The sequence below is a fragment of the Mesorhizobium sp. M0751 genome, assembly GCF_040320265.1.
GTDB lineage: Bacteria > Pseudomonadota > Alphaproteobacteria > Rhizobiales > Rhizobiaceae > Mesorhizobium.
Map to the genome: position 1 here is coordinate 386,702 of NZ_JAMYPH010000004.1, position 23,461 is coordinate 410,162.

Consider the following 23,461-nt stretch of genomic DNA (forward strand, 5'->3'; position numbering starts at 1 on the left):
TGGTCAGATTGTTATTGGCCGGTGACGATCTTGGTCCAGGTGCGGGTGATGATGCGCTGGGTCTTGGGATCGTAGGGCGAGACGGTGTAGAGCTTCTGCAAGGTGGCGGCGTCCGGATAGATCGCCGGATCTTCCAGGATCGCCTTGTCGACGAACTGCTGCGAAGCCTTGTTGCCGTTGGCATAGAGCACATAGTTCGACGATTTGGCGATCACTTCGGGCTTCATCATGTAGTTCAGGAACTCATGCGCTTCGGCGACATGCGGCGCATCGGCCGGGATTGCCATCTGGTCGAACCACATCTGGGCACCTTCCTTCGGCACGGAATAGCCGATCTCGACGCCCTGCTTGGCTTCGTCGGCGCGGTTGCGGGCCTGGAAGACGTCACCCGACCAGCCGACCGCCAGGCAGATGTCGCCATTGGCAAGGGCGTTGATATATTCGGACGAGTGGAACTTGCGGATATAGGGCCGGACCTTCAGCAAGGTTTCTTCGGCCTTGGCAATCTCATCGGGCGACGTGCTGTTTGGATTGAGGCCCAGATATTTCAGTGCTGCCGGTATGATGTCGGCCGGCGAATCCAGCACATAGACGCCGCAGTCCTTCAATTTGGCCAAGCTTTCGGGATTGAAGAACACGTCCCAGCTGTCGATCTTGTCGGTGCCGAGCGCTGCCTGCACCTTCTTGATATTGTAGCCGATGCCAACCGTACCCCACATGTAGTTGATCGAATATTCGTTGCCGGGATCATATTTGGCGGTCCGTTCCATGACCGTGTCCCACATGTTTGAAATGTTCGGCAGTTTCGACTTGTCGAGCTTCTGGAACACATTCGCCTGGATCTGGCGTGCAAGGAAATTGCCGCTGGGCACGACGACATCGTAGCCGCTGCCGCCGGCGAGCAGTTTCGTTTCCAGGATCTCGTTGGAATCGAAAGTGTCGTAGACGACCTTGATGCCGGTTTCCTTGGTGAAGTCGTCGATGATCGAACTGTCGATATAGTCCGACCAGTTGAAGACGTTGACGACGCGATCCTCGGCATGCGCGCCCAAGGTAAAAGCTGCCAAAAACGCCGAAGTCGCCGAAAGCCAGAGCGCTTTGCGGATCATGCTATTCTCCTTTGATGAGTGTTCCGTCGCCAGCTCGTCGCGGCGTTCGCGCGGCTGGGCATTTGCTTCAGGGTATTGGGCTTGCAGGCAGGCGACAAGCGGGAATTGCCGGCGCCATTATGGTCCGTCGACGAGCCGACAGTGAAGATCTGGCGTGGCGTTGGTGGTGTTCCGGCGCCGTCGGAAGCTTTCGCTACGGCGCGGGCAGGAAGACGACGATGTTGTCCGGCCTCGATGCGGCCGGCATGGAGACTTGGCAAGATAAGCCTGTCTTGTTGTTGCCGTGATCGCAGCCTGCCCGCGCGGCTGCGACATTGTCAATGGTTCATCTCGCTTTGACGCGTGCGCTGCATCAATTAGGCGACGGCACACCGGTGACGCCCGCTCGCTCGGGCCGCGTCTGACGCTTGAACTCGAGCCCGATGTGGACGAGCAGCGCGGTGACGACGACCGCACCGCCGACGATGGTGCGCGCTGACGGCACCTCGGAATGGATGAGCCAGACCCAGATCGGGCCAAGGATCGGTTCGAACGTGCCGAGCAGCGCCGCGACAGCGGCCGGCACAAGCCGCGCTCCGGTGGCGAAGAAGGCGAGGCCGAGCCCCAGATTGATCACGCCAAAGGCAAAGAGGAAGCCCATATCGTGGCTGGAGACGCCCAGCGCCGACGCCTGCGATGCCGCAAAGGCGGCCGCCAGCATCGTGCCGAGGCAGGTCGCCGGGGTCATGCGCACATGGGCAAAGCGGCGCGTGATGACGGTGGCGATCGAGAACATGACGGCGATGAGCAGCGCCAGCCCGTCGCCGATCGGCGACACCGCGCCATCGAGCGATTCCGACACCATGATGGCGACGCCGGCAATGACGGCAGCAATCGCCACCCACGTCGCCACCGCCACCCGTTCGCGAAACAGCGCCCAGGCAAACAGCGCCGCCAGAAGCGGCACGCCGGCCTGCATCAGCAGGATGTTGGCGACGGTGGTATAAGCAAGCGCCACGACGAAAGAGGTCGAGGCCGTGGCGAAGCAGAACGCCACCGCAAGACCGGCCAGGCCCATGCCGCGAAACAGCTTCAGCGTGCCACGCCAGCCGTCGCGCCAGACCATGAAGCAGAGCAGGAAGGCGGCGGCCCAGACCGAGCGCCAGAACACCACCGTCCAGCTGTCGCCGGCCTCGATGAAACGGGCGATGGTACCGCCGAGGCTCCACATCAGCGCCGACAGGAACACCAGCAGGAAACCGATACGCTCCTCATTTCGCGGAGGCGAAACGGCGATCTGCGGTGATGATATGTCGGTCATGACTACGACTGTCGGCGATTTCGGGGCAGCACGATGCACAGCGGACGACAGAAACGTGCCTTAATCGCGTAACGCAAAGACGGGGATCGGGCGTGATCCAGCGCGGTGTTCCGTTTGGGGCACCCAGCTATCAGCAGGCCTGAGAGTTGAGCCGATGAAATCGATCTAGGAGGTTGTCTTGTTGCCGCGAATGAAGCGCCAGAGACCTGCCAAGGGAATCAGCAGGATAAGACCGAATTTTTTCAGCGCGATGAGCGCTACCACCAGAAATCCTGCCTTTGCCGCCAGTTTGCCGGCAATGAGGCCACCGATGCCAATCGCCGCAACCGTATCGACGCCTGGTCTGAAGTCCAAATATGTCTTGCCGGGCTTGAAGACAGCAAGATCAAGCACTTCATCGAGACTCTGCTTGATCTCCGGCAACTGGTCCACAGTTGCGATGTAGCTCATCACGAAAACGCCCTCCCTGCCGAGAAAGCGAACATCGTAGTTAAGCGTGTGGACTGCATCGTTTCCGAACTGCAGTTCCTTGGCCCAGTGCAGGCGCTTGTTGACTGCGTCGTACACGGGCGGTGATGCCCAGCCGATCAGAGTGATGGGCGAATAGCCGTCCTTTACCCTTTGATCGTTGCCCGACAAGGTATCCGCCCGCATGTTGCGCAGCAGTTCATTGTAGTCGATGGATCCCGCCTCGCTGTCGTCGACGTAGCCTATCTTCTCCCATCTCAGCTCTATTCCCCAATTGTTCTCGGCAATGGGGTCATTGCTGACTGGAAAGATCATACCGAGCGATTCGGAAGCGGCGTCGGGTGGATTGCCCCAGGCCTCCGTCAGGACGGAGGCAGTATCTTTCTTGTTCAGAAAATAGAATTTGTCCTTGAGGTCCAGGTGCACGCCTTCGGCTAGGTCTATCGCGCCAGTCTTCGGATCGATCTTGTCCAGGAACGCTTTGCCGGCGTCATTATACTGTTGATAGGATTTGAAGAAGTCCGCGGACTTTTCCGCAAATGCGGGGCAGATCGAAAAGGCAAGCACCAAGCCAAGCCAAAAAAAAGTCCTGCCCATCCCTGATCCCCCGATCGTCGCCCAATTCGTCTTTTGATATCTCACGGCCGATGCTGAATCAATACTTCGACGATCAATGTCCCAAGGGACAGCTTGTTATTTTCCTGCCGTGAAACCGCGTATGATCTTCTCTGGCCAGCAAGCTGCCACGGCCTTACTGGAAATCGAACGCCGACAGCCCAGTCACCATCTCGTCGAGGCCGAGCGGACGTGTCACGGGTGGCTCGGCGCGGGCGAGGCAGCCGATGCGCTCGCACAGCCGGCAGGCAGGGCCTATCGGCGTCGCCGGTGCAGCGGCGCTTTGTCCGGTCTTGCCGATGACGGGCGACCCCGGCAATGCCGCTCCATAGACGACCTCGTCGCGAAAACCGATGTCGCAGCCGAGCAGCAGCGCCGTGCGGCGCGGTCGCTCGGCAAACGAGCCCTGCGGACCTTCGAGCGTGCGGGCCATGCACAGGAACGCCGCACCGTCGGGCATCTCCAATGCCTCGACCAGGATCTGGCCGGGCTGGGCGAAGGCGGCATGGACCGGCAGCTTCGGACAGCCGCCGCCGAAGCGGCTTTGCGGAAAGCCGTGGCTGCCCGCCTTGCGGAACCGATTGCCGGCACTGTCGACCTCGAGCATGAAGAACGGCACGCCAGACGCACCGGGCCGCTGCAGGGTGGTCAGCCGGTTCGCCGCCTGCTCGAAGGAAACGCCGAAGCGCGACCGCAACATGTCGATGTCGTAGCGGGCACGGACCGCAGCGGTGTGAAAAGGCTGATAGGGCATCATCAGAGCGTGCGCGGCATAGCGGCCAAGCTCGAAACGCGCCAGCCGGCGGGCTTCGTCCGTGGTCAGCTTCAGCGCCTGGATCTCGGCGGCGACAGCGACGCTCATGCGGATCAGGCAGGCCTCCATAGCCACCTCGCGCAGCTGATCGAATGGCGACAGGCGCTCGGATAGGAACAGGCGCTGCGAGTGACGGTCATAGCGACGGCGCCAGTTGGGCATGGTGGCGACCGGCAGTACCTTGACGACGATGCCGAATTCACGCCGCAGCCAGGCCTTCAACGCACTGAACAGATCGTCGCCGGGATCGAGCACCGACGTGAAAGCCTCGGCTTCCTCTTCGAGCGCGGCAAAATGGTTCGGCCGGCGTTCGAAAATCTCATGCACCTCGTCGATCGGCAGCCTGGCACCGGAGAGTGCGGTGGCCTTGCCCTCGCGCGCGAGCAGCTCGTTGAGATCCGATAATCGCTCGGCCTGCTCGCGATAGGCGCGAAACAGCTTTATGACAGCGGCGGAAGCGTTTGGCGCCGCCTCGGCAAGCTCGATGAGTTCCTGGTCGCCCGGCAGTTCGCCGGCCAGCAACGGATCTGAAAACACTTCCTTCAAATCGGCCACCGACCCCCTCGCCTCGCCCTGCAATTCGTGCGGGTCGACCTTGTAGACGGATGCCAGCCTCAGGATCAGTTGCACCGTCAGCGGCCGCTGGTTGCGCTCGATGAGATTGAGATAGGACGGCGAGATGCCGAGCCCTTCGGCCATCGCCGTCTGGGTCAGCCCCTTGGCGTTGCGGATGCGGCGAATGCGCGGCCCGGCGAAGATTTTATGGTCGGCCAATCGACTGCCCTTGACAGAAATTTACATCCGCCAATGATATGGCGGTCTTTTACAATCATGACAGATTTACAGCTCTCATTAGTCAAACACAACACAGGTTTTCTCTTATTTTTTGACCAATCTGAAGCTTTACCTCGCTTGCATCGTGCCGGCATGTAAATGGTGTCACACATATGGCGCAGTTATTTTCCCTCTGTGACGCCTTCCGAAATCGGCATCAAAACGGCCTGGAGTGACCAATGACCGACTTTTACAACCTTGTCCCGTCGGCGCCGCAAGGCCGCTTTGATGGCATCGAAAGGCCCTATTCGCCGGACGACGTGAAACGGCTGCGCGGCTCGGTGCAGATCCGGCAGAGCCTTGCTGAAATGGGCGCAAACCGGCTGTGGCAGCTCATCCACGGAGAGGATTTCGTCAATGCGCTCGGTGCCATGTCGGGCAACCAGGCGATGCAGCAGGTGCGGGCCGGGCTGAAAGCGATCTATCTGTCGGGATGGCAGGTCGCCGCCGATGCCAACACGGCTTCCGCCATGTACCCGGACCAATCGCTCTATCCCGCCAATGCGGCGCCCGAACTGGTCAAGCGCATCAACCGCACCCTGCAGCGCGCCGACCAGATCGAGATTTCGGAAGGCAAGGGGCTGTCGGTCGACACCTGGTTCGCGCCGATCGTCGCCGATGCCGAAGCCGGCTTCGGTGGGCCGCTCAACGCTTTCGAGATCATGAAGGCATTCATCGAGGCGGGTGCGGCCGGCGTCCATTACGAGGACCAGCTGGCTTCGGAGAAGAAATGCGGCCATCTCGGCGGCAAGGTGCTGATCCCGACCGCCGCACACATCCGCAACCTCAACGCGGCGCGGCTTGCCGCCGACGTCATGGGTACGCCGACGCTGGTCGTGGCGCGCACCGACGCGGAAGCGGCAAAGCTCCTGACCTCCGATATCGACGAACGCGACAGGCCCTTCGTCGATTATGGCGCCGGCCGCACGGCGGAGGGCTTCTACCATGTCAGCAACGGCATCGAGCCCTGCATTGCACGCGCCGTCGCCTATGCTCCCTATGCCGACCTGATCTGGTGCGAGACCTCCAAGCCCGATCTGGCGCAGGCCAGGACGTTTGCCGACGGCGTGCGCAAGCATCATCCGGGCAAGCTGCTTGCCTATAATTGCTCGCCGTCTTTCAACTGGAAGAAGAATCTCGACGACGCGACGATAGCGAAGTTCCAGAAGGAACTCGGCGCCATGGGTTACAAGTTCCAGTTCATTACGCTGGCCGGCTTCCACCAGCTCAACTTCGGCATGTTCGAGCTCGCCCGCGGCTACAAGGAGCGGCAGATGGCAGCCTATTCGGAACTGCAGGAGGCGGAATTCGCCGCGGAAGCCAATGGCTACACCGCCACCAAGCACCAGCGCGAGGTCGGCACCGGCTATTTCGACGCCGTCTCGATGGCGATCACCGGTGGCCAGTCTTCGACCACGGCCATGCATGAATCGACCGAGCACGCCCAGTTCAGGCCGGCGGCGGAATAGCAGGGCAGCAGACAGACTGAGGAAACGCCCAAACGGGCATGGCAACACAGGGAGAAGACCAATGGCATCGATAAGCCGAGTCAAGGAACGGGCCGAAGAGCAGGCCACCAGCATGAATGTCGACCAGCAGGCGACCATCCGCATGCTGGCGAACGATCTGCACAGGCTCAATCAGTCGGTGATGAAGGCGGTCGAGGCCGGGGTCTCGGTCGAGCTGGTGCGCTCGGCACGGCACCATGGCGGCGACGGCAACTGGGGCGATCTGCTGATCCCGGTCATCGTCACGCAGCGGAGCCACGACTGATGAACTCGATAGCACGGCGCCTCTTTTGAGCGCATGCTATCGCACCTCGCAGGCAGCGGCTTTGCCTAATCCGGCAGAGCCGCTAATGCAACGATTTCAATGACAAGATCAGGCTGCGCAAGCGCTGCAACGCCAATAACTTCCGAGGGCGGCGGGTTGTTGTAGCTGCAGTGCTTCGGGCAGTGCTCGGCAAAGAATTCGTCCAAGACGTCCAGGCGAAAATTGGGCGAGCTCAGCACGCCGCCATCGGGAAATGGCCCCTTAACAAAGAAGGTCAGCCTAATGAGATGGTCGAGCGCACTGCCAAGCTCTTCCAGATCTGATTTGATGTTGGTGAGAATTGCGCGCCACTGCGCGGCCGCATCGCCAACGGTGCCGCCGCCGCTTTTGCCGATCGGATCGTAGTCCTCGGCGGTCGCGGTGTTTCCGGAAAGGTAGACAAACCCCTTTGCGCCGGTAACGACCGTACCCTTTCCCCATGGCATCAACCGGCCATTTTTGAATTTCTTGTGAGTCACGAGTTCCATTGTCATCTCCCGTCGCTCAAAGAGACGTGCCTAGCCAACGAGGAAGGGTAGTCCGGCGAGGCGATACGACAAGCTCGCGACAGACCTGCCTCGCCTTCGTTCAACCTTACGTCAAACCGGCTACAGCTGCGAGTTGGTCGTTCGCGCTGCAAAGCCAAACTTCGCTGAAGCCTGCCCGGTTGTAGTGACAACTTCTCCTTCGGGAGGCGGCAAAGAAAAGCACTTAATTTTAATTTTAATGTTTCTTGCGATATTCTCCTGATATGCCATTTGAGCTTGACATGAGCAGTGATCTCACGCCAATTACCTCTCAAGTTTCAACCCTGCATTGAAACATTGAACAACGGCCTGCCCCCGCCATGTGCCCAGCGAATCGCGATATCGAGACTGCAAAACAGCTGCCTTTCGTTAGCCGGGACATGGAGACGCGGATGCTCCCGGATTTCTCGCGGGTGCTGGTGGTCGGAAAATCACCGATCAACCGTGTCGTGGTTTCAAAGATCGTGGAGCGGTCCGGCCTCAAACCGGTCTCGGAAACTCCCGAAACCGCGGCAAAGGCCTTGCACGCGCTGATTCCCGGGACTGTCGTTCTCGACGGCGGTGCGGAGAACGGGGACTGCGACGCCTTGCTGTCGGGTATCGATGCACTGCGAAGGGCGTCAGGCAGATCGCTTCCGTCGGTGATCCTGCTTTCAGTCAAGACCGGCACTCCGGAGAGCCTGGGCCTGTCCGGCGTCATCGATGCAGTGGTCGTCAAGCCGATCACCACCGAACGGCTGCAGCCGGTGATCGACCGGCTGATCGCAATTAGCCGCAATTGACGCCTACCGCGATGCCTCGGCTGCAGACCTGATCAATCAGTCTCGCCGATATGCTCGATCAAGCCCGGCAGTTCACCGAGATTGGCTATCTGGCGAAAGCGTGGTGCCGAGACCGGCGGCTCGACATGTTCCAGCACCCAGGTCAGCTCATGCGGAACGTGGATGCCCCAACTGCCGGCTTCGATGGCCGGCACGACGTCCGATTTGAGCGAGTTGCCGACCATCATGCCCTTTTCCGGGCCGTCGCCGTGGCGGCTGAAGATGCGGCTATAGGTGGCCGCGCTCTTGTCGCTGACGATCTCGACGGCATCAAACAGCTCGCCCAGGCCGGATTGCGCCAGCTTGCGTTCCTGGTCGAACAGGTCGCCCTTGGTGATCAGCACCAGGCGGTAGGCGCCGGTCAGCTTTTCCACGGTTTCGCGCGCATGCGGAAGCGGCTCGATCGGATGGCTGAGCATCTCGCGGCCCGCGGCGAGAATTTCGGCGATAGTCGAGGCCGGCACCAGGCCGTTGGTGACCTCGATCGCCGTCTCGATCATCGACAGCGTGAAGCCCTTGATGCCGAAGCCGTAGACCGCGAGGTTGCGCTTCTCGGCCTCCAGCAATCTTGCCGAGATCCGGTCCGCCTCGGCGTGGTCGGCGAGCAGTGCGGCAAAGCGCTTCTCGGTCACGCGGAAGAACTGTTCGTTCTGCCACAGCGTGTCATCGGCGTCGAAGCCGATCGTCGTCAGTTTGCGGCTGTGTTGCATGCGGCCCATTAATTGCAGCGTTGCGGGGAGGCCGACCCTAAACCAGGAGGCTTTTATCCGGAAGTCGTTGTGTTCCCCGGGGTTATCGAGGCGCACGCCAGCCGGCTCCCCTTCCCTTTCGTCGTCGGCAACGGCTATACTCCACAATCTGCAACAAATCTGGTGATTGATGCCGCCTGCAAAAAAGGAAGTCCGTCCGTCGAGCCGCGGAGGACGCGCCCGCACGCCTGCCTTCGTGAAAAACCAACGTGGCGTCAAGAACTGGAAGGAAGTCAGCGCCTGGCTGGAATGGCGCGGCATCGAAGATATCGAATGCATCACACCCGACCAGGCCGGAGTTGCGCGCGGCAAGATGATGCCATCGAAGAAGTTCACCTCCAACACCTCGCTGGCGCTGCCTTCGGCGGTGTTCATGACAACGATTTCCGGCGGCTATCCGGAGGACGGCAACGGCTTCCACTATCCGGAGGACGACGGCGACCTCAAGCTGATGCCTGACCTCTCAACGCTGACGGTGGTGCCGTGGGAGGAGGATCCTACCGCGGCGGTTATCTGCGACCTCGTCCACCAGGACGGCCGCTCGGTCGAGTTCACGCCGCGCAACGTGCTGAAGCGCGTGCTTGCCGCCTATGACAAGCGTGGGCTGAGACCGGTCGTGGCGCCCGAGATCGAGTTCTACCTGGTGCGCAAGAACCCCGATCCGGACTACCCGCTCACCCCGCCTGTCGGGCGCTCCGGGCGGCCGATCGGCGGCGGCGCCGGCTATTCGATCGCCGGGGTCAACGAATTCGACGAACTGATCGACGACATCTACCATTTCTCCGAAAGCCAGGGCCTGGAGATCGACACGCTGATCCACGAGGAGGGCGCCGGCCAGCTCGAAATCAATCTGCGTCACGGCGATCCAATCGAGCTCGCCGACCAGGTGTTCATGTTCAAGCGCACCATCCGCGAGGCGGCGCTGAAACACGAGATCTACGCCACGTTCATGGCCAAGCCGATACAGGGGCAGCCCGGTTCTGCCATGCATATCCATCAGTCGATCATCGACAAGAAGACCGGCAAGAACGTCTTTTCGGCGGAGGACGGCTCGGAGACCGAGGCCTTCTTCCATTTCATCGGCGGTATGCAGAAACATGTGCCGAACGCGCTGGTGATGTTTGCGCCCTACGTCAATTCCTACCGGCGGCTGACGCAGTCGGCCTCGGCGCCGGTCAACAACAAATGGGGCTACGACAACCGCACCACGGCCTTCCGCGTGCCCCGCTCCGACCCGGCGGCGCGGCGCGTCGAAAACCGCATCCCCTCCTCGGACGCCAATCCCTATCTTGCGATGGCGGCATCGCTCGCCTGCGGGCTGATCGGCATGATCAACAAGATCCAGGCCGAGCCGCCGGTTCTGACGACCGCCAACGAGGACCAGATCGACCTGCCGCGCAGCCTGCTCGAAGCCGTCGACCTGTTCGAGGCAGACGAGGAACTCTGCGCGCTGCTCGGCAAGTCATTTGCCGCCACCTATGCGGCGATCAAGCGAGCGGAATTCGAGACCTTCATGGAAGTGATCAGCCCGTGGGAGAGGGAGTATTTGCTGCTGAACGTGTAGTAGGGGAGTAGGGGAGTAGGGCAATGTGGCAGTAGGGCAGTAGGGCAAGGATGACGGACAAGATCGCATCGTACAGGGATCTGATCGTTTGGCAGCAAGCCATGGACCTAACAGTTGCAATCTACCAAGTAACAAGGACTTGGCCGAAAGACGAGATCTACGGGCTGACGGGTCAGGTGCGTCGGGCAGCAACGTCGGTGCCCGCCAACATCGCCGAGGGTTACGGCCGAGAAAGCCGAGCTTCCTACCAGCAGTTTCTCAGGATCGCCCAGGGATCACTCAAGGAACTGGAGACACACCTTCTAATCGCGCAACGGGTTGGAATTACCTCTCGCGAGGCGGTCGAGTCATTGATGCCACACAGCGAGAGCGTAGGAAAGCTCTTGCGGCTTCTGATCCGCAAGCTGTCGGCTGAATAGACACCTACTGCCCTACTGCCCTACTGCCCTACTGCCCTACTGCCCTACTGCCCTACTGCCCTACTGCCCTACTCCCCTAGCCGAGCATCATGACTTACCAATCCCCAATCTCCCCCGGCCGCTCCTGGTATGAAGACACGGCCGGACCGAGGCCCGAATATCCAGCGCTCGACGGCGACCGGACATGCGATGTGGTGATTGTCGGCGGCGGCTTTACCGGCCTGTCGGCGGCGGCTCACCTCGCCAAGACAGGCGCGGATGTCGTGCTGATCGAAACCCATCGTTTCGGTGATGGCGCATCGGGCCGCAATGGTGGCCAGCTCGGCACCGGACAGCGCGCCTGGGCAGAGGAGCTGGAAGCGGAATACGGCTTTTCCCGCGCCAAGGCGCTGTTCGACCTGGCCGAAGAGGCCAAGGCGCATCTGCTCGATTTCGCCGCGGTGCATCAGATCGAGATCGACTATATGCCCGGCCAGATGTCGGTGGCGCACAAGAAGCGCTATGTCGACGACTACAAGGCGCATGCCGAGATCATGGCGAGCCGTTTCGGCTATCCGCACATCTCATTCATGGATGCCGCGGAGACAGCCGAGCGGCTGGGCTCGACGCATTATTTCGGCGGCACCCGCGACACCGGCACCGGCCATATCCATCCGCTGAAGCTGGTGATCGGCACCGCGAAAGTCGCAGCACAGGCCGGCGCAAAGCTTTTCGAGCAGACGCCGTCGACCGGCATCACCTCCGGCGGCGGCAAGGTCAGGGTTGTGACGCCGAAGGGCACGATCACCGCCGCTAAATGCCTGATCGGGGTCAATGCCTATGGCGGCGCGCTCGAACCGGTGAGTGCCGCGCATATCATGCCGATCGGCTCGTTCATCGGCGCGACGGTACCGCTGGGAGCCGATTCCAAAGTGTTGCCGGGTGGCGAGGCGGTCGACGATTCGCGCTTCGTCGTGCGCTATTTCCGCAAATCGAAGGATGGGCGGCTGCTGTTTGGCGGGCGCGAGATCTACGCGGTCAACGATCCCAAGGACATCCACATCCACATTCGCCGGCAGATCGCAGAGATTTATCCGGCACTGAAGGATGTTGAGATCACCCATGGCTGGGGCGGCTATGTCGGCATCACCGTGCCGAGAAAGCCGTTCGTGCGCGAAGTGATGCCCGATGTGATCTCGGTCGGCGGTTATTCCGGCCACGGCGTCATGCTGTCGAACTTTTTCGGCAAGCTTTATGCCGAGACGGTCGCCGGCAACCGCGACCGGCTGAAGCTGATCGAGGACCTGAAAATTCCACCCTTCCCCGGCGGCCGGCGTTTGCGCGCGCCACTGCTCTTTCTTGCGCTCAACTGGTACGCGTTGCGGGACAGAATCTAACCAAACGTTGCAGAATCCTTAACCAGGGCGCAGAATTCCCGCCAAGGGCGCAGTGATGCCACAATCGCGGGCGAAAGATGATGCTCGTGGGCAGCTGAACGGGGAATTCTTGCGGGCCTGCCCGCTTTTGGTTTGGGACCGATGCCGATCGAAATGCCGGCTCTCCGGCATCGGTCGTAAGAACATCGGCCCGCAAATGGAGGTAGCAAGAGTGAGAGAGCCCTTCAGTTTCGGCGCGCCGGAACGACGGCGCCTTGCGATGCAATTCGGTTACGATATGCGGCCGACGTTCTGGCACGGGGTCCGGTCGAACGCGCATCTGGTAATCGCCGCGCTTGGCACGGCCGCACTGCTCGGCGTTGCCGCTGTGGCGCTGTGGCTGGCATTGCCGGCAAATGAGCGACAAGCGGCCGCAAGCCCTGAGCAGATCGTTCCGACCATCCCGGTCAAGACGACGAAGATCATGCCTGCCAAGGTTGCTGCGGCGCCGAGGACGACGGGCAAGGCAGATGCAGTTTCCCCAGCGGTGGCCGCAGCGGAAGCCGAGATACCAGCGCTGGCTCCCAATGATCCGCGCTGGACGGGGCCAAAGACGGCATCGGCCGCCGCCACGGCAGCATCCGACCAGCTGGCAAGCCAGACCGAGCAGGCGGCCGATAAATCGTCTGCTTCGGTGGCATTCGCCGACCCGGCAGCAAAACCCGACGCTGCGGCATTGTTTGCCAAGGTGGCGGCTCCCGGCAGCTCGACGAAGAACACAGGGCCTGACGGCGCGCAGACCGCCGCCATTCCCACGCCCAAGCCGCAACCGGCGGCGCAGACCGCGAGCGAAGACGACAACAGCACCAAGGCAAAATCCGGACGGATCCTGAGATCCGTTACCATGCGCACCGGCCCAAAGAAGAATGCGGCCGCCATTCTCACGGTGCCGGCCAAGACCTCGGTGCAAGTGATGAGCTGCAAGCAATGGTGCCAGATCGTCTACAACGGCAAGCGCGGCTGGGTCTACAAGAGCTACGTCAAAACCGGGGCGTAGGGCCGGCAGAGCAATCGGGGGTCGCTCGCCATCAGCCCGTCCTCCGCCGGATGACTGGACCGTTCAAATACAACGCCCGCCATCGACTTCCAGCGCCACGCCGGTGATGAAAGCCGCCTCGTCCGAAGCGAGCCAAAGCGCGGCATTGGCTATGTCGAGCGGTGTCGAAAGCCGGCCGAGCGGGATCGACGCGCGGAACTTCTCGCGGATCTCGGGTGTGTCGGCGCCCATGAATTTCGCGAGCATGCCGGTCTCGCCGGCAACCGGGCAGAGGCAGTTGACGCGGATGTTCTTCGGCGCGAGTTCCACCGCCATCGATTTGGTCGCGGTGATCGCCCAGCCTTTCGATGCGTTGTACCAGGTGAGGCCAGGCCGCGGCCTGACACCGGCCGTGGAGGCCGTCGTCAGGATGACGCCACCGCCTTGCCGCTCCATCACCGGTACCACGGCAAGTGCTGCGTGGTAGATCGCCTTCATGTTGACTGAAATGATCAGGTCGAAGGTCGCCTCATCGACTTCCAGCATGTCACCGTTGCGATGGGTGTAACCGGCATTGTTGACCATGATGTCGATGCGGCCGAAGGCGCTCATTGCAGCACGGACCATGTCGTCGAATTCGGACCGCAGCGAGACGTCGGTCTGGGTCCAGATCGCCTTTTCGCCGATCTCGCCGGCGACGCGCTCTGCGCCCTTGGCGTTCAGATCGGCGACGACTACCCGCGCGCCCTCCTCGGCAAAGCGCCTGGCCATGCCCTCGCCAAAGCCCGAGGCGGCGCCGGTGATGATGGCGACCTTGTTTTTGAGGCGCATGCTTTTCTCACTTATCATTGAAGGCGATCGACGACGCGTTTGGCCATGGCCATCGAAAGATGTGTGTCCATTGCCGATTTCTCCTTTGGCTTTCGCCTTGATCCCGCTCTATGCTGCACCTGCGAACGCTCCCGGAAGCATCGCTTGCCGACAAGCCTCCGGCCATCGCTGGTGTCAAGAGCACACGCGGATGTGACGCAATGGCACTGGCAAGTTTAAATCGATTAGATTATATCAGCCGCGTTATCGCGACCGGCGTCAGAGCGGACAGACCATGACCAGCCAGATCATCCCCGTCGACCCTTTCGACTTCATCATTTTCGGCGGCACCGGCGATCTGTCGGAACGCAAGCTTCTGCCATCGCTGTACCACCGCCAGCGCGACCACCAGTTTTCCGAGCCGACGCGCATCATCGGCACATCACGTTCGAAGATGACAGACGAGGAGTTCCAGTCTTTCGCCAGGCAGGCGATTGCCGATCATGTGAAGCCGGAAGATATCGACGCCACGGAACTGAAGACATTCCTCGCACGGCTCTCCTATGTCCCGGCAGATGCAACAACTGGTGCCGGCTTCGACAGGCTGAAGAAGGCGATCGGCGACAGCGAACACATCCGCGCTTTCTATCTGGCGGTGGCGCCGGCGCTGTTCGGCGACATCTCGCACAAGCTGAAGGAGCACGGGCTGATTACGCCGAATTCGCGCATTGTGCTGGAAAAGCCGATCGGCCGCGATCTCGTTTCGGCGCGCGCGCTCAACGACCTGGTCGGCGACGACTTCCATGAAAGCCAGATTTTCCGCATCGACCACTATCTCGGCAAGGAGACGGTGCAGAATTTGATGGCACTGCGCTTTGCCAATGCGCTCTACGAGCCGCTGTGGAACTCCGCCAATGTCGATCATGTGCAGATCACCGTGGCCGAGACAGTCGGCCTGGAAGACCGCGTCACCTATTACGACAAGGCCGGCGCATTGCGCGACATGGTGCAGAACCACATGCTGCAGCTGCTTTGCCTCGTCGCCATGGAGGCGCCGTCGTCGATGGATGCCGATGCCGTCCGTGACGAAAAGCTGAAGGTGCTGCGGGCGCTGAAGCGCATCAACGGCAACGAAGCGCCGAAGCACACGGTGCGCGGGCAATACCGCGCCGGCGCCTCGGCCGGCGGGCCGGTGAAAGGCTATGTCGAGGAACTCGGCAAGAACAGCAACACCGAGACTTTTGTTGCTCTCAAGGCCGAGATCGGCAACTGGCGCTGGGCGGGCGTGCCGTTCTACCTCCGAACCGGCAAGCGGCTGGCGACGCGCGTTTCGGAGATTGTCATCGAATTCAAGCCGATCCCGCATTCGATCTTCGGCGAGAGCGCCGGGCCGATTTCCGCCAACCAGCTGGTCATCAGGCTGCAGCCAGACGAAGGCGTCAAGCAGTTCATCATGATCAAGGATCCAGGGCCGGGCGGCATGCGGCTGCGCCAGATTCCGCTCGACATGAGTTTTGCGCAATCCTTCGACGGCCGCGCCCCCGATGCCTATGAGCGGCTGATCATGGACGTCATCCGTGGCAACCAGACGCTGTTCATGCGCCGTGACGAGGTCGAGGCGGCGTGGAAATGGATCGACCCGATCCAGGACGCCTGGGAAAGCGGCAGGCAAGAGGCGCAAGGCTACACCGCCGGCACATGGGGCCCCTCGGCCTCGATTGCGCTGATCGAACGCGACGGGCGGACATGGCACGAGAGCAATTAGGCGGCGCCTACAACTGGCACGAATTTGCCGGACGCCAGGAATTGGCGACAGCGCTTGCCGGCCACGTCGCCGGCCGCCTGTCAAAGGCGATTACCGAGCGCGGCACGGCACTGCTTGCGGTCTCGGGCGGCACGACGCCGGCGAAATTCTTCGCGGCGCTTTCGACCGTTCCTGTCGCCTGGGAAAAGGTGACGATAACATTGGTCGACGAGCGCTTCGTGCCGCCCTCATCGCCGCGCTCCAATGCCGGCCTGGTTGCCGCCAACCTGCTGCAGAACGCCGCCGTCGCCGCGAAATTCGTGCGGCTCTATCATGACGCGGCAAGTATCGAGGGCGCAGCGGTCTCCGACAGTAAGGCGCTGCAAGCGCTGCCCTGGCCACTCGACGTCGTTGTGCTCGGCATGGGAACTGATGGCCACACCGCCTCGTTCTTTCCGGATGCCGATAACCTGGCAAGATTGCTCGACCCGTCGTCGCAAAGGATCGTGCTTCCGGTTCACGCGGCAAGCGCGGGCGAGCCACGGCTGACGCTGTCACTGGCGCGGATCATCAATGCCGGCTTCATCGCGCTGCACATCGAGGGCGCGGAAAAACGCTCCGCATTCGAGGCCGCGCTTGGAGCTGGAACACGAAAGCCCATTCGCGCCGTGCTCGATGCCACTCAAAAGCCCGTAGAGGTTTTCTGGGCACCCTGATCTCAACTTGGCTGCAGGTCCCGGCAACAGCCGGAAGGTGTTTGCGGGACCTCGCCTGAAAGGACCGACCGCCATGACCGCAAGACGCGACATCGAAGCCATCACCCAGCGCATCCGTGAGCGCTCCAAGCCCGGTCGCGAGGCCTATCTCGGCCGCATCGCCGAAGCCTCGAACCGCACCGCCAACCGAGCCGTGCTGTCCTGCGGCAACCTGGCCCATGGCTTTGCCGTCTGCAGTCCCTCCGAAAAGGTAGCGCTTGGCGGCGACCGGGTGCCGAACCTCGGCATTATCACCTCCTATAACGACATGCTGTCGGCACATCAGCCTTTCGAGACGTTTCCGGCGCTGATCAAGGACGCGGCGCGTGAGGCCGGTGGCATCGCCCAGGTGGCCGGCGGCGTGCCGGCGATGTGCGACGGCGTCACCCAGGGCCAGCCCGGAATGGAGCTGTCGCTGTTCTCGCGCGACGTGATCGCCATGGCCGCGGCAATCGGACTGTCGCACAACATGTTCGATGCCGCCGTCTATCTCGGCGTCTGCGACAAGATCGTGCCGGGGTTGGTGATCGCGGCGCTGACCTTCGGCCATCTGCCGGCGGTCTTCATCCCGGCCGGGCCGATGACGACCGGCATTCCGAACGACGAAAAAGCCAAGATCCGCCAGCTCTATGCCGAGGGCAAGGTGGGGCGGGCCGAACTGCTCGAAGCCGAATCAAAATCCTATCACGGGCCGGGAACCTGCACTTTCTACGGCACCGCCAATTCCAACCAGATGCTGATGGAGATCATGGGCCTGCACACGCCTGGCGCTTCCTTTGTCAATCCCGGCACGCCGCTGCGCGACGCGCTGACCAGGGAAGCGACGAAGCGGGCGCTGGCGATCACCGCGCTCGGCAACGCCTACACGCCGGTCGGGCGGATGATCGACGAGCGCTCGATCGTCAACGGCATCGCCGGCCTGCACGCCACCGGCGGTTCGACCAACCACACCATCCACCTGATCGCCATGGCAGCGGCGGCCGGCATCGCCATTACCTGGCAGGATATTTCCGACATCTCGGAAGCGGTGCCGCTGCTGGCGCGGGTCTATCCGAACGGCCTTGCCGATGTGAACCACTTCCACGCCGCCGGCGGGCTCGGCTTCCTTATCCGCGAACTGCTCGACGCAGGCATCCTGCACGAGGATGTGCAGACGGTGTGGGGCGAAGGGCTGCGCCCCTACGCGGTCGAGGCCAGGCTCGGCGCCGACGGCGGTGTCGTGCGCGAGGCCTCGCCGCGCCAGAGCGGCGACGAGAAGGTGCTGGCGCCGTTCAAGAAGGCGTTCCAGCCGAGCGGCGGGCTGAAAGTGCTTTCAGGCAATCTCGGCCACGCCGTCATCAAGACATCCGCGGTCAAGCCGGAGCGGCGCATCATCGAGGCGCCGGCCAAGGTGTTCGACAGCCAGCAAGGGCTGAACGAGGCGTTCAAGGCGGGGTCGCTGACCGGCGACTTCATCGCCGTCATTCGGTTCCAGGGACCGAAGGCCAATGGCATGCCGGAATTGCACAGGCTGACCACCGTGCTCGGCATCCTGCAGGACCGCGGCCAGCATGTGGCGCTGGTCACCGACGGGCGCATGTCGGGCGCTTCAGGCAAGGTGCCGGCGGCGATCCACGTGACGCCGGAAGCGGCGGAGGACGGGCCGATCGCCAGGATCCATGACGGCGACATCATCAGGCTCGATGCGGAGGCCGGAACGCTCGAAGTACTGGTGCCTGCCGGCGATTTCGCACTGCGCCGCCCCGCGGACAGCGACCTCATAGGCAATGAATTCGGCTTCGGCCGCGAGCTTTTCGCCGGGTTCCGGCAGTTGGTAGGCCGCGCCGACCATGGCGCCAGCGCCTTCGGTACGGCGTGACTTTTCGGCCAGGAGGAAGAGCGGCCGATGGCCGCTCTCCCTCTTTGTTTCTGCGCAATTCCGGACGGAAAACCGTTCCACACTTTTCCTGGAATTGCTCTGGATCTATTGAACGGTCAGTTCGGCTCGCGCGCCGGCCCTGACAGTTACCGTGCCTTCTTTCGAGCTGTTGTCCGATTTCTCCGAAACCACCGCGTAGTCGCCGGCCGACAGGGTGGCTTCATACTTCTGGTCATAGGCGTAGCCGACCGACTTGCGGGTTCCGTCGATGGCCTTCCTGGCCTCGAATATCTCGATCTTCGAGGCTCCTGGCGCGGTTATCGTCAGCATGCCGGCGTTCATCGCGATCTTCAGATCCTGATGGTCGCCAATTTTGACACTGAACGGCTGCTCGGCCAACGCAAGGTCGACCGTCGCGACCATTACATAATCGTCGGGCGGCAGATCGAACTTGCTGTCCGGACCGTAGGCATAAGTCACCTCCTGCCTGGTTCCGTCGACGTTCTTTTTCGCCTGAAGCACCTTGAAGCCGACGCCCGAACCCTCGGCCTTGTCGCCACCGGCAGCATAATAGGCGTTGGCGACGATACGCCCGACGCCGACGATGATGTCCTTGTCGATGACCCTGCCGGCGGCAAGCGGGATCGTCTCGGTAACCATCCCCTGGCCGATCGTGACCGTTACCTTCTGGTCACCCGCCGGCAGCACGACTTTCGTGTCACCGTAATAGGTCGGCGGGGTGTCGACGCCGGGATAGCCGATTACGACAGCCGCGCCATCATCAACGTCCGCCCCTTCGCTTGGCCGGGGGTGGATGACCAGCGTGCCGGCATTCAGGTTGAAGTGCGGCTTGGCGATCTGGCCAGGCTCTAACTTGATCTTCTGTTCGGCCCTGGCCTCGCCGGCGCGCGCGACGACGATATAGTCGCCCGGCTCCAGATTGCCTTTGTAGGCGCCATATTCGGTGGTGACGGGATCGCCGCGCGCGCCGTCGGAACTCGCCTTGTAGATCTCCCAGGCATTGCCGTCGGTGACGGGATCGCCACCCTCGGCAAGCACGACGGTGGGCACGAAATTGGACTCCGCCGGCTGGGCAGGCGCCGGCTGGGGAGCAGGCTGCGGGGCGGGAGCCGGTTCAGTGACGGGTGGCGGAGGCGCGACGGTCTCGACCAAGGCGTCGTGCAATGCCTTTTTATCCGATGCTTCGATATATTTGCCGCCGGTGTTGTCGGCGAGGCAAGCGATCTGCTTGCCTTCGGCAGCCGTCAGCCCAAAGCCGACGACATTGACGGTGAAGCCGACGCCGGCAGCCTCCAGTTCCTTGCCCAGCGCACAGGGGTCGCCGTTGCATGTCTCGATGCCATCGGTGATGAGAACGACTGTCGCCTTGTCCTCGGTGTATTTCAACGCCTCCGCCGCTTGCCTGACCGCGGCGGTCAGCGGCGTCTTGCCCTGAAATTTCAGGCTGTCGGCCGCGGCTGAGATCGCACTTGCCGAGCCGGCCTGTGGCGGCACGATGAGTTCGATGTCGTCGCAACTGGCCGTCTCGCGATGGCCATAGGCCATGAGGCCGATTTCCTCGTCGGCCGGGACCGATTGCAGCACGTTCCGCAGCGATTGACGGGCGATTTCGAGCTTGGGCTTGCCGTCGATCTGCGCCCACATCGAGCCGGACGCATCGAGAATGACGATGACGCGATCGGCGGCGAAGCCGAACCCCGTCATCCACAGCAGCAGGGCCGCCGCAGCGGCGCTCCGCACGAATCCGGCCATTGAATATCTCCCCCATCAGTCGCCGCCGCTCGGCGCCGGAAAGCTATTTGACGCTGCGTTGCGACACAAGCCCGGGCGGAGCACGAAGCTGCGCCGCCTCTGTGCAAAGCCCTCAATAGGTCGTGCGGCGTTCCTCGGAAGGCGGCCGACCGAATTGCAGCCGGTAGCTCTGGGCAAAATAGGAATGCGAGGTGAAGCCGGTGGCGATCGCCACGTCGAGGATCGGCATGTTGGTCTGGCGCAGCAATTCGCGCGCCCGCTCAAGCCTGAGCCGCATGTAATAGCGCCCGGGCGTCACGCTGAGATGGCGCAGGAACAGGCGCTCGACCTGGCGCACCGACAGGCCCGCCGACTTGGCAAGCTGTACCGCCGACAGCGGCTCGTCGAGATGGTCGGCCATCAGCTCGACGATGCGCCGCAGCTTTTCCGACTTGCCGGTCAGGTCGCGCTCCGGGCCGACGCGCTGGCGGTCACCGGCCGAGCGGATGCGCTCATGCTGGAACTGGTTGGCGACGCCATTGGCGAGGCTCGAGCCAAAATCGCCGCGCACGATCTCCAGCATCAGGTCGATCGAGGTGGTGCCGCCGGCGCAGGTGTAGCGCTTGCGGTCGATCTCGAAGACATTGCCGGTGCAGTTGATCTCCGGGAAACGCTCGAGAAAACCGGCGCGGTTTTCCCAATGGATGGTGCAGCGATAGCCATCGAGCTGGCCTGCCTCGGCAAGCAGATAGGAGCCGACCGAAAGCGCGCCGAGCGCATTGCCGCGCCGGCCCCAGCTGCGCAGCGCTGCCAGCACCTTGCTCTTGCCGGGAAATTCCGTCGTCAGCCCGACCGAGACGAACAGGATGTCGACCGGCGGCAGATCGGCAACGGCGTAGTCGATCTTGAGCGGCAGGCCGTTGGACGCCATGACGGCATCGCCGTCGGCCGACACCGTCGTCCAGCCATAGAAATCGCGGCCGAGCAGCCGGTTCGCCGACCGGAACGTGTCGATTGCCGCGGCCAGCGAGAACATGGAGAACTTATCGACCAGCAGAAATCCGAACTGCCGGCCGCCCTGAACGGGATCATTGGTGACCGGCCGCTCTAAGGGAACAGTGAGGTTCGGCAAGGACGCTGCTCTCTGGTCAGAAGGAAGGCCGTTTCAACCCGGCTGCGAGGTAGGCGGAAGCTAGCGTGTTGGCCATCAGCATGGCAATGGTCATCGGCCCGACGCCGCCAGGCACCGGCGTGATGGCGCCGGCCGCCTTTGCTGCTTCGGCAAAGGCGACATCGCCGACAAGGCGGGTCTTGCCTTCGCCCTTTTCAGGTGCGGCGATGCGGTTGATGCCGACGTCGATGACGGTGGCGCCAGGCTTGACCCAGTCGCCGCGGACCATTTCAGGCCGGCCGACGGCTGCGACCAGAATATCGGCGGTGCGGGCAAGCGCCGGCAGGTCCCTGGTGCGGCTGTGTGCGATGGTGACGGTGCAGTTGGCGGCAAGCAGAAGATTGGCCATCGGTTTGCCGACGATGTTCGAACGCCCGACGACGACCGCATTGAGACCGGACAGGTCCTTGCCGCGCACGCGTTCGATCAGCAGCATCGAGCCGGCCGGCGTGCAAGGCACGAAGGCTGTCTCGAGTTCGCCGGTGCCGAGCTTGCCGACATTGATGAAGTGGAAGCCGTCGACATCCTTCTCCGGCGCGATGGTCTGGATGATCTTGCCGGCATCGATATGGCCGGGAAGCGGAAGCTGCACCAGGATGCCGTTGATGGCCGGATCGGCATTGAGCTGGCCGATGATCTTCAACAGATCCGGCTCGGAGGTTTCGGCCGGCAGCGTGTGCTGAACCGAATGGAAGCCGCATTCCTTGGCGGTGCGGGATTTGGAGGCGACATAGACCTGGCTTGCCGGATCCTCGCCGACGATGACCACGGCGAGACCGGGCTGCCGTCCGCCCTTTTCCGCCAGTTCAGCGGTCAGGGCCTTGACCCGCCGCACCACGTCTTCGGCGACGCTTTTTCCGTCAATCAACTCAGCCATGAACCACCCCCGACGCCTATCGCGTAAGCCTGCCGCGTGAAAGCATCCATGCGGCGCGCTCCAGATATCTTTTATGCAGGCCGTTGCCCAGAACCATGCGCAGGCGGGCGGACATGCAGCGCGGCATTTTCACGAAAATCGAGCCGGGCAATCCCGTCAATGCGCCGTCCCATGCCGTTAACTCGAAACCGGCATGTTTTATTCGACGCTTAGAAATAGCGGCGGCGCGTGCGGTTTTCGGTGAGCTCGCGAACGACCTCGCGGAATTCGCGCAGGCTGGCGCGGATTTCCTCGATCTGGGTTTGCTGATCGGAGGCTTCCGAAGCCTGATTTGCCGCCTTCGACCAGGCCTGAGTATGGGCCGAATGCGGCGGCGTGGGTTGCTGCGGATAAGGTGCCCGACCGTCATAAAGCGGCTGCGGGTGGAACGCAGGCGGCATGGCTGCGCCGGAATTTGTCGAGGCGGAAGTCTCACCGGACGCCATCTCCTCCGGCGCTCTGCCAGGCATGAGCCGGCTCAGCGCCGACAACACGGCACCGATCGGACCAGGACGTTTGGTGCGCGCGACCTCGACCGGCAGAGCGGGAGGCGGCGCTGCCCGGTATGCTGCGTGATCGGCGGAACCGGCATCGGGGCCGCCAAGGGAGCCAGCGGGATCGAAAAACCGATCGGCCGTTGCAGCCTCTTCCATCAGCATGGTGCCGGCCTTTGGCTCATCAGGATCGGGCTGGCTGATACCGGCGGCTGCCAACAGGATCGGGCTGGCACGCGCTTCGCGGCGCGAGCGGGCGAGACGATGGCGTGTGGCGGCATCCTCGCGCCATGACGGGCCTGCACGGTCCTCTAGCGAAACCAGCGACGCTTCGTCCCCGTCGCGCGCTGCCTCGACGAACGACAGCAGGGACTGCTCGTTCCTCCAGTGTTCACGATTATTCCTATAAGCCATGGTTTCTGGAGCTTTCCCCTCGGGCTGGGACGTAGCGACCGCCACTGGTTAAGCGATGCTAAACAGGCATAGGAAATAAAAGGTTAATTTGGTCGCCGCGCGGCTGCGCGACTACATGCGCATC

The 23,461-nt window shown here is 62.4% G+C and carries 21 protein-coding genes; 10 read left to right on the forward strand and 11 right to left on the reverse strand.

The features are described 5' to 3' along the window. Positions 1-11 precede the first annotated feature (11 nt). The 4 genes from NKI19_RS09645 to NKI19_RS09660 form a co-directional block, all read right to left on the reverse strand. Entirely contained in the window at positions 12-1,109 is a 1,098-nt protein-coding gene (locus NKI19_RS09645; protein WP_352488325.1) for a polyamine ABC transporter substrate-binding protein, read from the reverse strand. A 352-nt stretch (positions 1,110-1,461) separates the two neighbouring features. Further along, positions 1,462-2,409 carry a DMT family transporter gene (locus NKI19_RS09650; RefSeq protein WP_352488323.1) on the reverse strand — a complete coding sequence of 316 codons (948 nt, stop codon included), beginning with the start codon at positions 2,407-2,409 and terminating at the stop codon, positions 1,462-1,464. Between the two features lie 165 nt (positions 2,410-2,574). Further along, positions 2,575-3,474 carry a DUF2167 domain-containing protein gene (locus tag NKI19_RS09655; protein ID WP_352488322.1) on the reverse strand — a complete coding sequence of 300 codons (900 nt, stop codon included), beginning with the start codon at positions 3,472-3,474 and terminating at the stop codon, positions 2,575-2,577. Positions 3,475-3,628: 154 nt separating this feature from the next. Continuing rightward, entirely contained in the window at positions 3,629-5,080 is a 1,452-nt protein-coding gene (locus tag NKI19_RS09660) for a helix-turn-helix domain-containing protein (RefSeq protein ID WP_352488320.1), read from the reverse strand. A gap of 239 nt (positions 5,081-5,319) precedes the next feature. On the opposite strand from NKI19_RS09660, the gene aceA reads away from it, so the two are divergent. Together aceA and NKI19_RS09670 are read left to right on the forward strand one after the other, a co-directional pair. After that, on the forward strand, positions 5,320-6,609 hold the full coding sequence (gene aceA, locus NKI19_RS09665) for an isocitrate lyase (protein WP_352488319.1): 1,290 nt from the start codon (positions 5,320-5,322) through the stop codon (positions 6,607-6,609). A gap of 61 nt (positions 6,610-6,670) precedes the next feature. Then, positions 6,671-6,913, forward strand: a complete 243-nt coding sequence (locus tag NKI19_RS09670) for an SMc00767 family acetate metabolism repressor (protein ID WP_023719402.1) — start codon at positions 6,671-6,673, stop codon at positions 6,911-6,913. Positions 6,914-6,978: 65 nt separating this feature from the next. On the opposite strand, the gene NKI19_RS09675 is transcribed toward NKI19_RS09670, so the two are convergent. Continuing rightward, positions 6,979-7,440, reverse strand: a complete 462-nt coding sequence (locus tag NKI19_RS09675) for a RidA family protein (RefSeq protein WP_352488318.1) — start codon at positions 7,438-7,440, stop codon at positions 6,979-6,981. 431 nt (positions 7,441-7,871) lie between these two features. On the opposite strand from NKI19_RS09675, the gene NKI19_RS09680 reads away from it, so the two are divergent. Next, entirely contained in the window at positions 7,872-8,261 is a 390-nt protein-coding gene (locus NKI19_RS09680; protein ID WP_352488317.1) for an ANTAR domain-containing protein, read from the forward strand. Positions 8,262-8,293: 32 nt separating this feature from the next. Here the strand turns inward: NKI19_RS09680 and NKI19_RS09685 are convergent, their stop codons facing one another. Beyond that, positions 8,294-9,010, reverse strand: coding sequence for an HAD family hydrolase (locus NKI19_RS09685; RefSeq protein WP_352488577.1), 717 nt, complete (start codon positions 9,008-9,010; stop codon positions 8,294-8,296). A 169-nt stretch (positions 9,011-9,179) separates the two neighbouring features. On the opposite strand from NKI19_RS09685, the gene NKI19_RS09690 reads away from it, so the two are divergent. From NKI19_RS09690 to NKI19_RS09705, 4 genes are all read left to right on the forward strand, one after another. Beyond that, positions 9,180-10,613, forward strand: coding sequence for a glutamine synthetase family protein (locus NKI19_RS09690; RefSeq protein WP_352488315.1), 1,434 nt, complete (start codon positions 9,180-9,182; stop codon positions 10,611-10,613). A 50-nt stretch (positions 10,614-10,663) separates the two neighbouring features. Next, positions 10,664-11,032 (forward strand): four helix bundle protein, encoded by a 369-nt coding sequence (locus NKI19_RS09695; RefSeq protein ID WP_352502066.1) that lies wholly within the window; start codon positions 10,664-10,666, stop codon positions 11,030-11,032. Positions 11,033-11,121: 89 nt separating this feature from the next. Next, the gene (locus NKI19_RS09700) at positions 11,122-12,408 is read left to right on the forward strand and encodes an NAD(P)/FAD-dependent oxidoreductase (protein WP_352488311.1); all 1,287 of its coding nucleotides are present in this window, start codon (positions 11,122-11,124) and stop codon (positions 12,406-12,408) included. A gap of 259 nt (positions 12,409-12,667) precedes the next feature. Next, positions 12,668-13,444 carry an SH3 domain-containing protein gene (locus NKI19_RS09705; protein ID WP_352566409.1) on the forward strand — a complete coding sequence of 259 codons (777 nt, stop codon included), beginning with the start codon at positions 12,668-12,670 and terminating at the stop codon, positions 13,442-13,444. Positions 13,445-13,507: 63 nt separating this feature from the next. On the opposite strand, the gene NKI19_RS09710 is transcribed toward NKI19_RS09705, so the two are convergent. Next, positions 13,508-14,254 (reverse strand): SDR family oxidoreductase, encoded by a 747-nt coding sequence (locus tag NKI19_RS09710; RefSeq protein ID WP_352488309.1) that lies wholly within the window; start codon positions 14,252-14,254, stop codon positions 13,508-13,510. A gap of 274 nt (positions 14,255-14,528) precedes the next feature. Here NKI19_RS09710 and zwf point away from each other — a divergent pair, with 274 nt between their 5' ends. The 3 genes from zwf to edd all read left to right on the forward strand — a co-directional run bounded on the left by zwf (position 14,529) and on the right by edd (position 18,590). Continuing rightward, the gene (zwf, locus tag NKI19_RS09715; RefSeq protein ID WP_352488307.1) at positions 14,529-15,998 is read left to right on the forward strand and encodes a glucose-6-phosphate dehydrogenase; all 1,470 of its coding nucleotides are present in this window, start codon (positions 14,529-14,531) and stop codon (positions 15,996-15,998) included. Continuing rightward, the gene (gene pgl, locus NKI19_RS09720) at positions 15,980-16,693 is read left to right on the forward strand and encodes a 6-phosphogluconolactonase (RefSeq protein WP_352488306.1); all 714 of its coding nucleotides are present in this window, start codon (positions 15,980-15,982) and stop codon (positions 16,691-16,693) included. Before zwf ends, pgl begins: the two co-directional genes overlap by 19 nt. A 73-nt stretch (positions 16,694-16,766) precedes the next feature. Further along, positions 16,767-18,590 (forward strand): phosphogluconate dehydratase, encoded by a 1,824-nt coding sequence (gene edd, locus NKI19_RS09725; RefSeq protein WP_352488304.1) that lies wholly within the window; start codon positions 16,767-16,769, stop codon positions 18,588-18,590. A 105-nt stretch (positions 18,591-18,695) separates the two neighbouring features. On the opposite strand, the gene NKI19_RS09730 is transcribed toward edd, so the two are convergent. From NKI19_RS09730 to NKI19_RS09745, 4 genes are all read right to left on the reverse strand, one after another. Then, the gene (locus NKI19_RS09730; protein ID WP_352566411.1) at positions 18,696-20,363 is read right to left on the reverse strand and encodes a vWA domain-containing protein; all 1,668 of its coding nucleotides are present in this window, start codon (positions 20,361-20,363) and stop codon (positions 18,696-18,698) included. A gap of 112 nt (positions 20,364-20,475) precedes the next feature. Continuing rightward, the gene (locus tag NKI19_RS09735; RefSeq protein WP_352464953.1) at positions 20,476-21,474 is read right to left on the reverse strand and encodes a GlxA family transcriptional regulator; all 999 of its coding nucleotides are present in this window, start codon (positions 21,472-21,474) and stop codon (positions 20,476-20,478) included. A 16-nt stretch (positions 21,475-21,490) separates the two neighbouring features. After that, positions 21,491-22,390, reverse strand: a complete 900-nt coding sequence (gene folD / locus NKI19_RS09740) for a bifunctional methylenetetrahydrofolate dehydrogenase/methenyltetrahydrofolate cyclohydrolase FolD (protein WP_352488302.1) — start codon at positions 22,388-22,390, stop codon at positions 21,491-21,493. Positions 22,391-22,599: 209 nt separating this feature from the next. After that, positions 22,600-23,337, reverse strand: coding sequence for a hypothetical protein (locus tag NKI19_RS09745; RefSeq protein ID WP_352566413.1), 738 nt, complete (start codon positions 23,335-23,337; stop codon positions 22,600-22,602). Positions 23,338-23,461 lie beyond the last annotated feature (124 nt).

Excerpts from the sequence above, each read along its gene's own strand:
- NKI19_RS09645 (WP_352488325.1), bottom strand. The coding sequence starts at position 1,109 with ATGATCCGCAAAGCGCTCTGGCTTTCGGCGACTTCGGCGTTTTTGGCA.
- NKI19_RS09650 (WP_352488323.1), bottom strand. The coding sequence starts at position 2,409 with ATGACCGACATATCATCACCGCAGATCGCCGTTTCGCCTCCGCGAAAT.
- NKI19_RS09655 (WP_352488322.1), bottom strand. The coding sequence starts at position 3,474 with ATGGGCAGGACTTTTTTTTGGCTTGGCTTGGTGCTTGCCTTTTCGATC.
- aceA (WP_352488319.1), top strand. The coding sequence starts at position 5,320 with ATGACCGACTTTTACAACCTTGTCCCGTCGGCGCCGCAAGGCCGCTTT.
- NKI19_RS09670 (WP_023719402.1), top strand. The coding sequence starts at position 6,671 with ATGGCATCGATAAGCCGAGTCAAGGAACGGGCCGAAGAGCAGGCCACC.
- NKI19_RS09675 (WP_352488318.1), bottom strand. The coding sequence starts at position 7,440 with ATGGAACTCGTGACTCACAAGAAATTCAAAAATGGCCGGTTGATGCCA.
- NKI19_RS09680 (WP_352488317.1), top strand. The coding sequence starts at position 7,872 with ATGCTCCCGGATTTCTCGCGGGTGCTGGTGGTCGGAAAATCACCGATC.
- NKI19_RS09685 (WP_352488577.1), bottom strand. The coding sequence starts at position 9,010 with ATGCAACACAGCCGCAAACTGACGACGATCGGCTTCGACGCCGATGAC.
- NKI19_RS09690 (WP_352488315.1), top strand. The coding sequence starts at position 9,180 with ATGCCGCCTGCAAAAAAGGAAGTCCGTCCGTCGAGCCGCGGAGGACGC.
- NKI19_RS09695 (WP_352502066.1), top strand. The coding sequence starts at position 10,664 with ATGACGGACAAGATCGCATCGTACAGGGATCTGATCGTTTGGCAGCAA.
- NKI19_RS09700 (WP_352488311.1), top strand. The coding sequence starts at position 11,122 with ATGACTTACCAATCCCCAATCTCCCCCGGCCGCTCCTGGTATGAAGAC.
- NKI19_RS09705 (WP_352566409.1), top strand. The coding sequence starts at position 12,668 with ATGCAATTCGGTTACGATATGCGGCCGACGTTCTGGCACGGGGTCCGG.
- NKI19_RS09710 (WP_352488309.1), bottom strand. The coding sequence starts at position 14,254 with ATGCGCCTCAAAAACAAGGTCGCCATCATCACCGGCGCCGCCTCGGGC.
- zwf (WP_352488307.1), top strand. The coding sequence starts at position 14,529 with ATGACCAGCCAGATCATCCCCGTCGACCCTTTCGACTTCATCATTTTC.
- pgl (WP_352488306.1), top strand. The coding sequence starts at position 15,980 with ATGGCACGAGAGCAATTAGGCGGCGCCTACAACTGGCACGAATTTGCC.
- edd (WP_352488304.1), top strand. The coding sequence starts at position 16,767 with ATGACCGCAAGACGCGACATCGAAGCCATCACCCAGCGCATCCGTGAG.
- NKI19_RS09730 (WP_352566411.1), bottom strand. The coding sequence starts at position 20,363 with ATGGCCGGATTCGTGCGGAGCGCCGCTGCGGCGGCCCTGCTGCTGTGG.
- folD (WP_352488302.1), bottom strand. The coding sequence starts at position 22,390 with ATGGCTGAGTTGATTGACGGAAAAAGCGTCGCCGAAGACGTGGTGCGG.
- NKI19_RS09745 (WP_352566413.1), bottom strand. The coding sequence starts at position 23,337 with ATGGCTTATAGGAATAATCGTGAACACTGGAGGAACGAGCAGTCCCTG.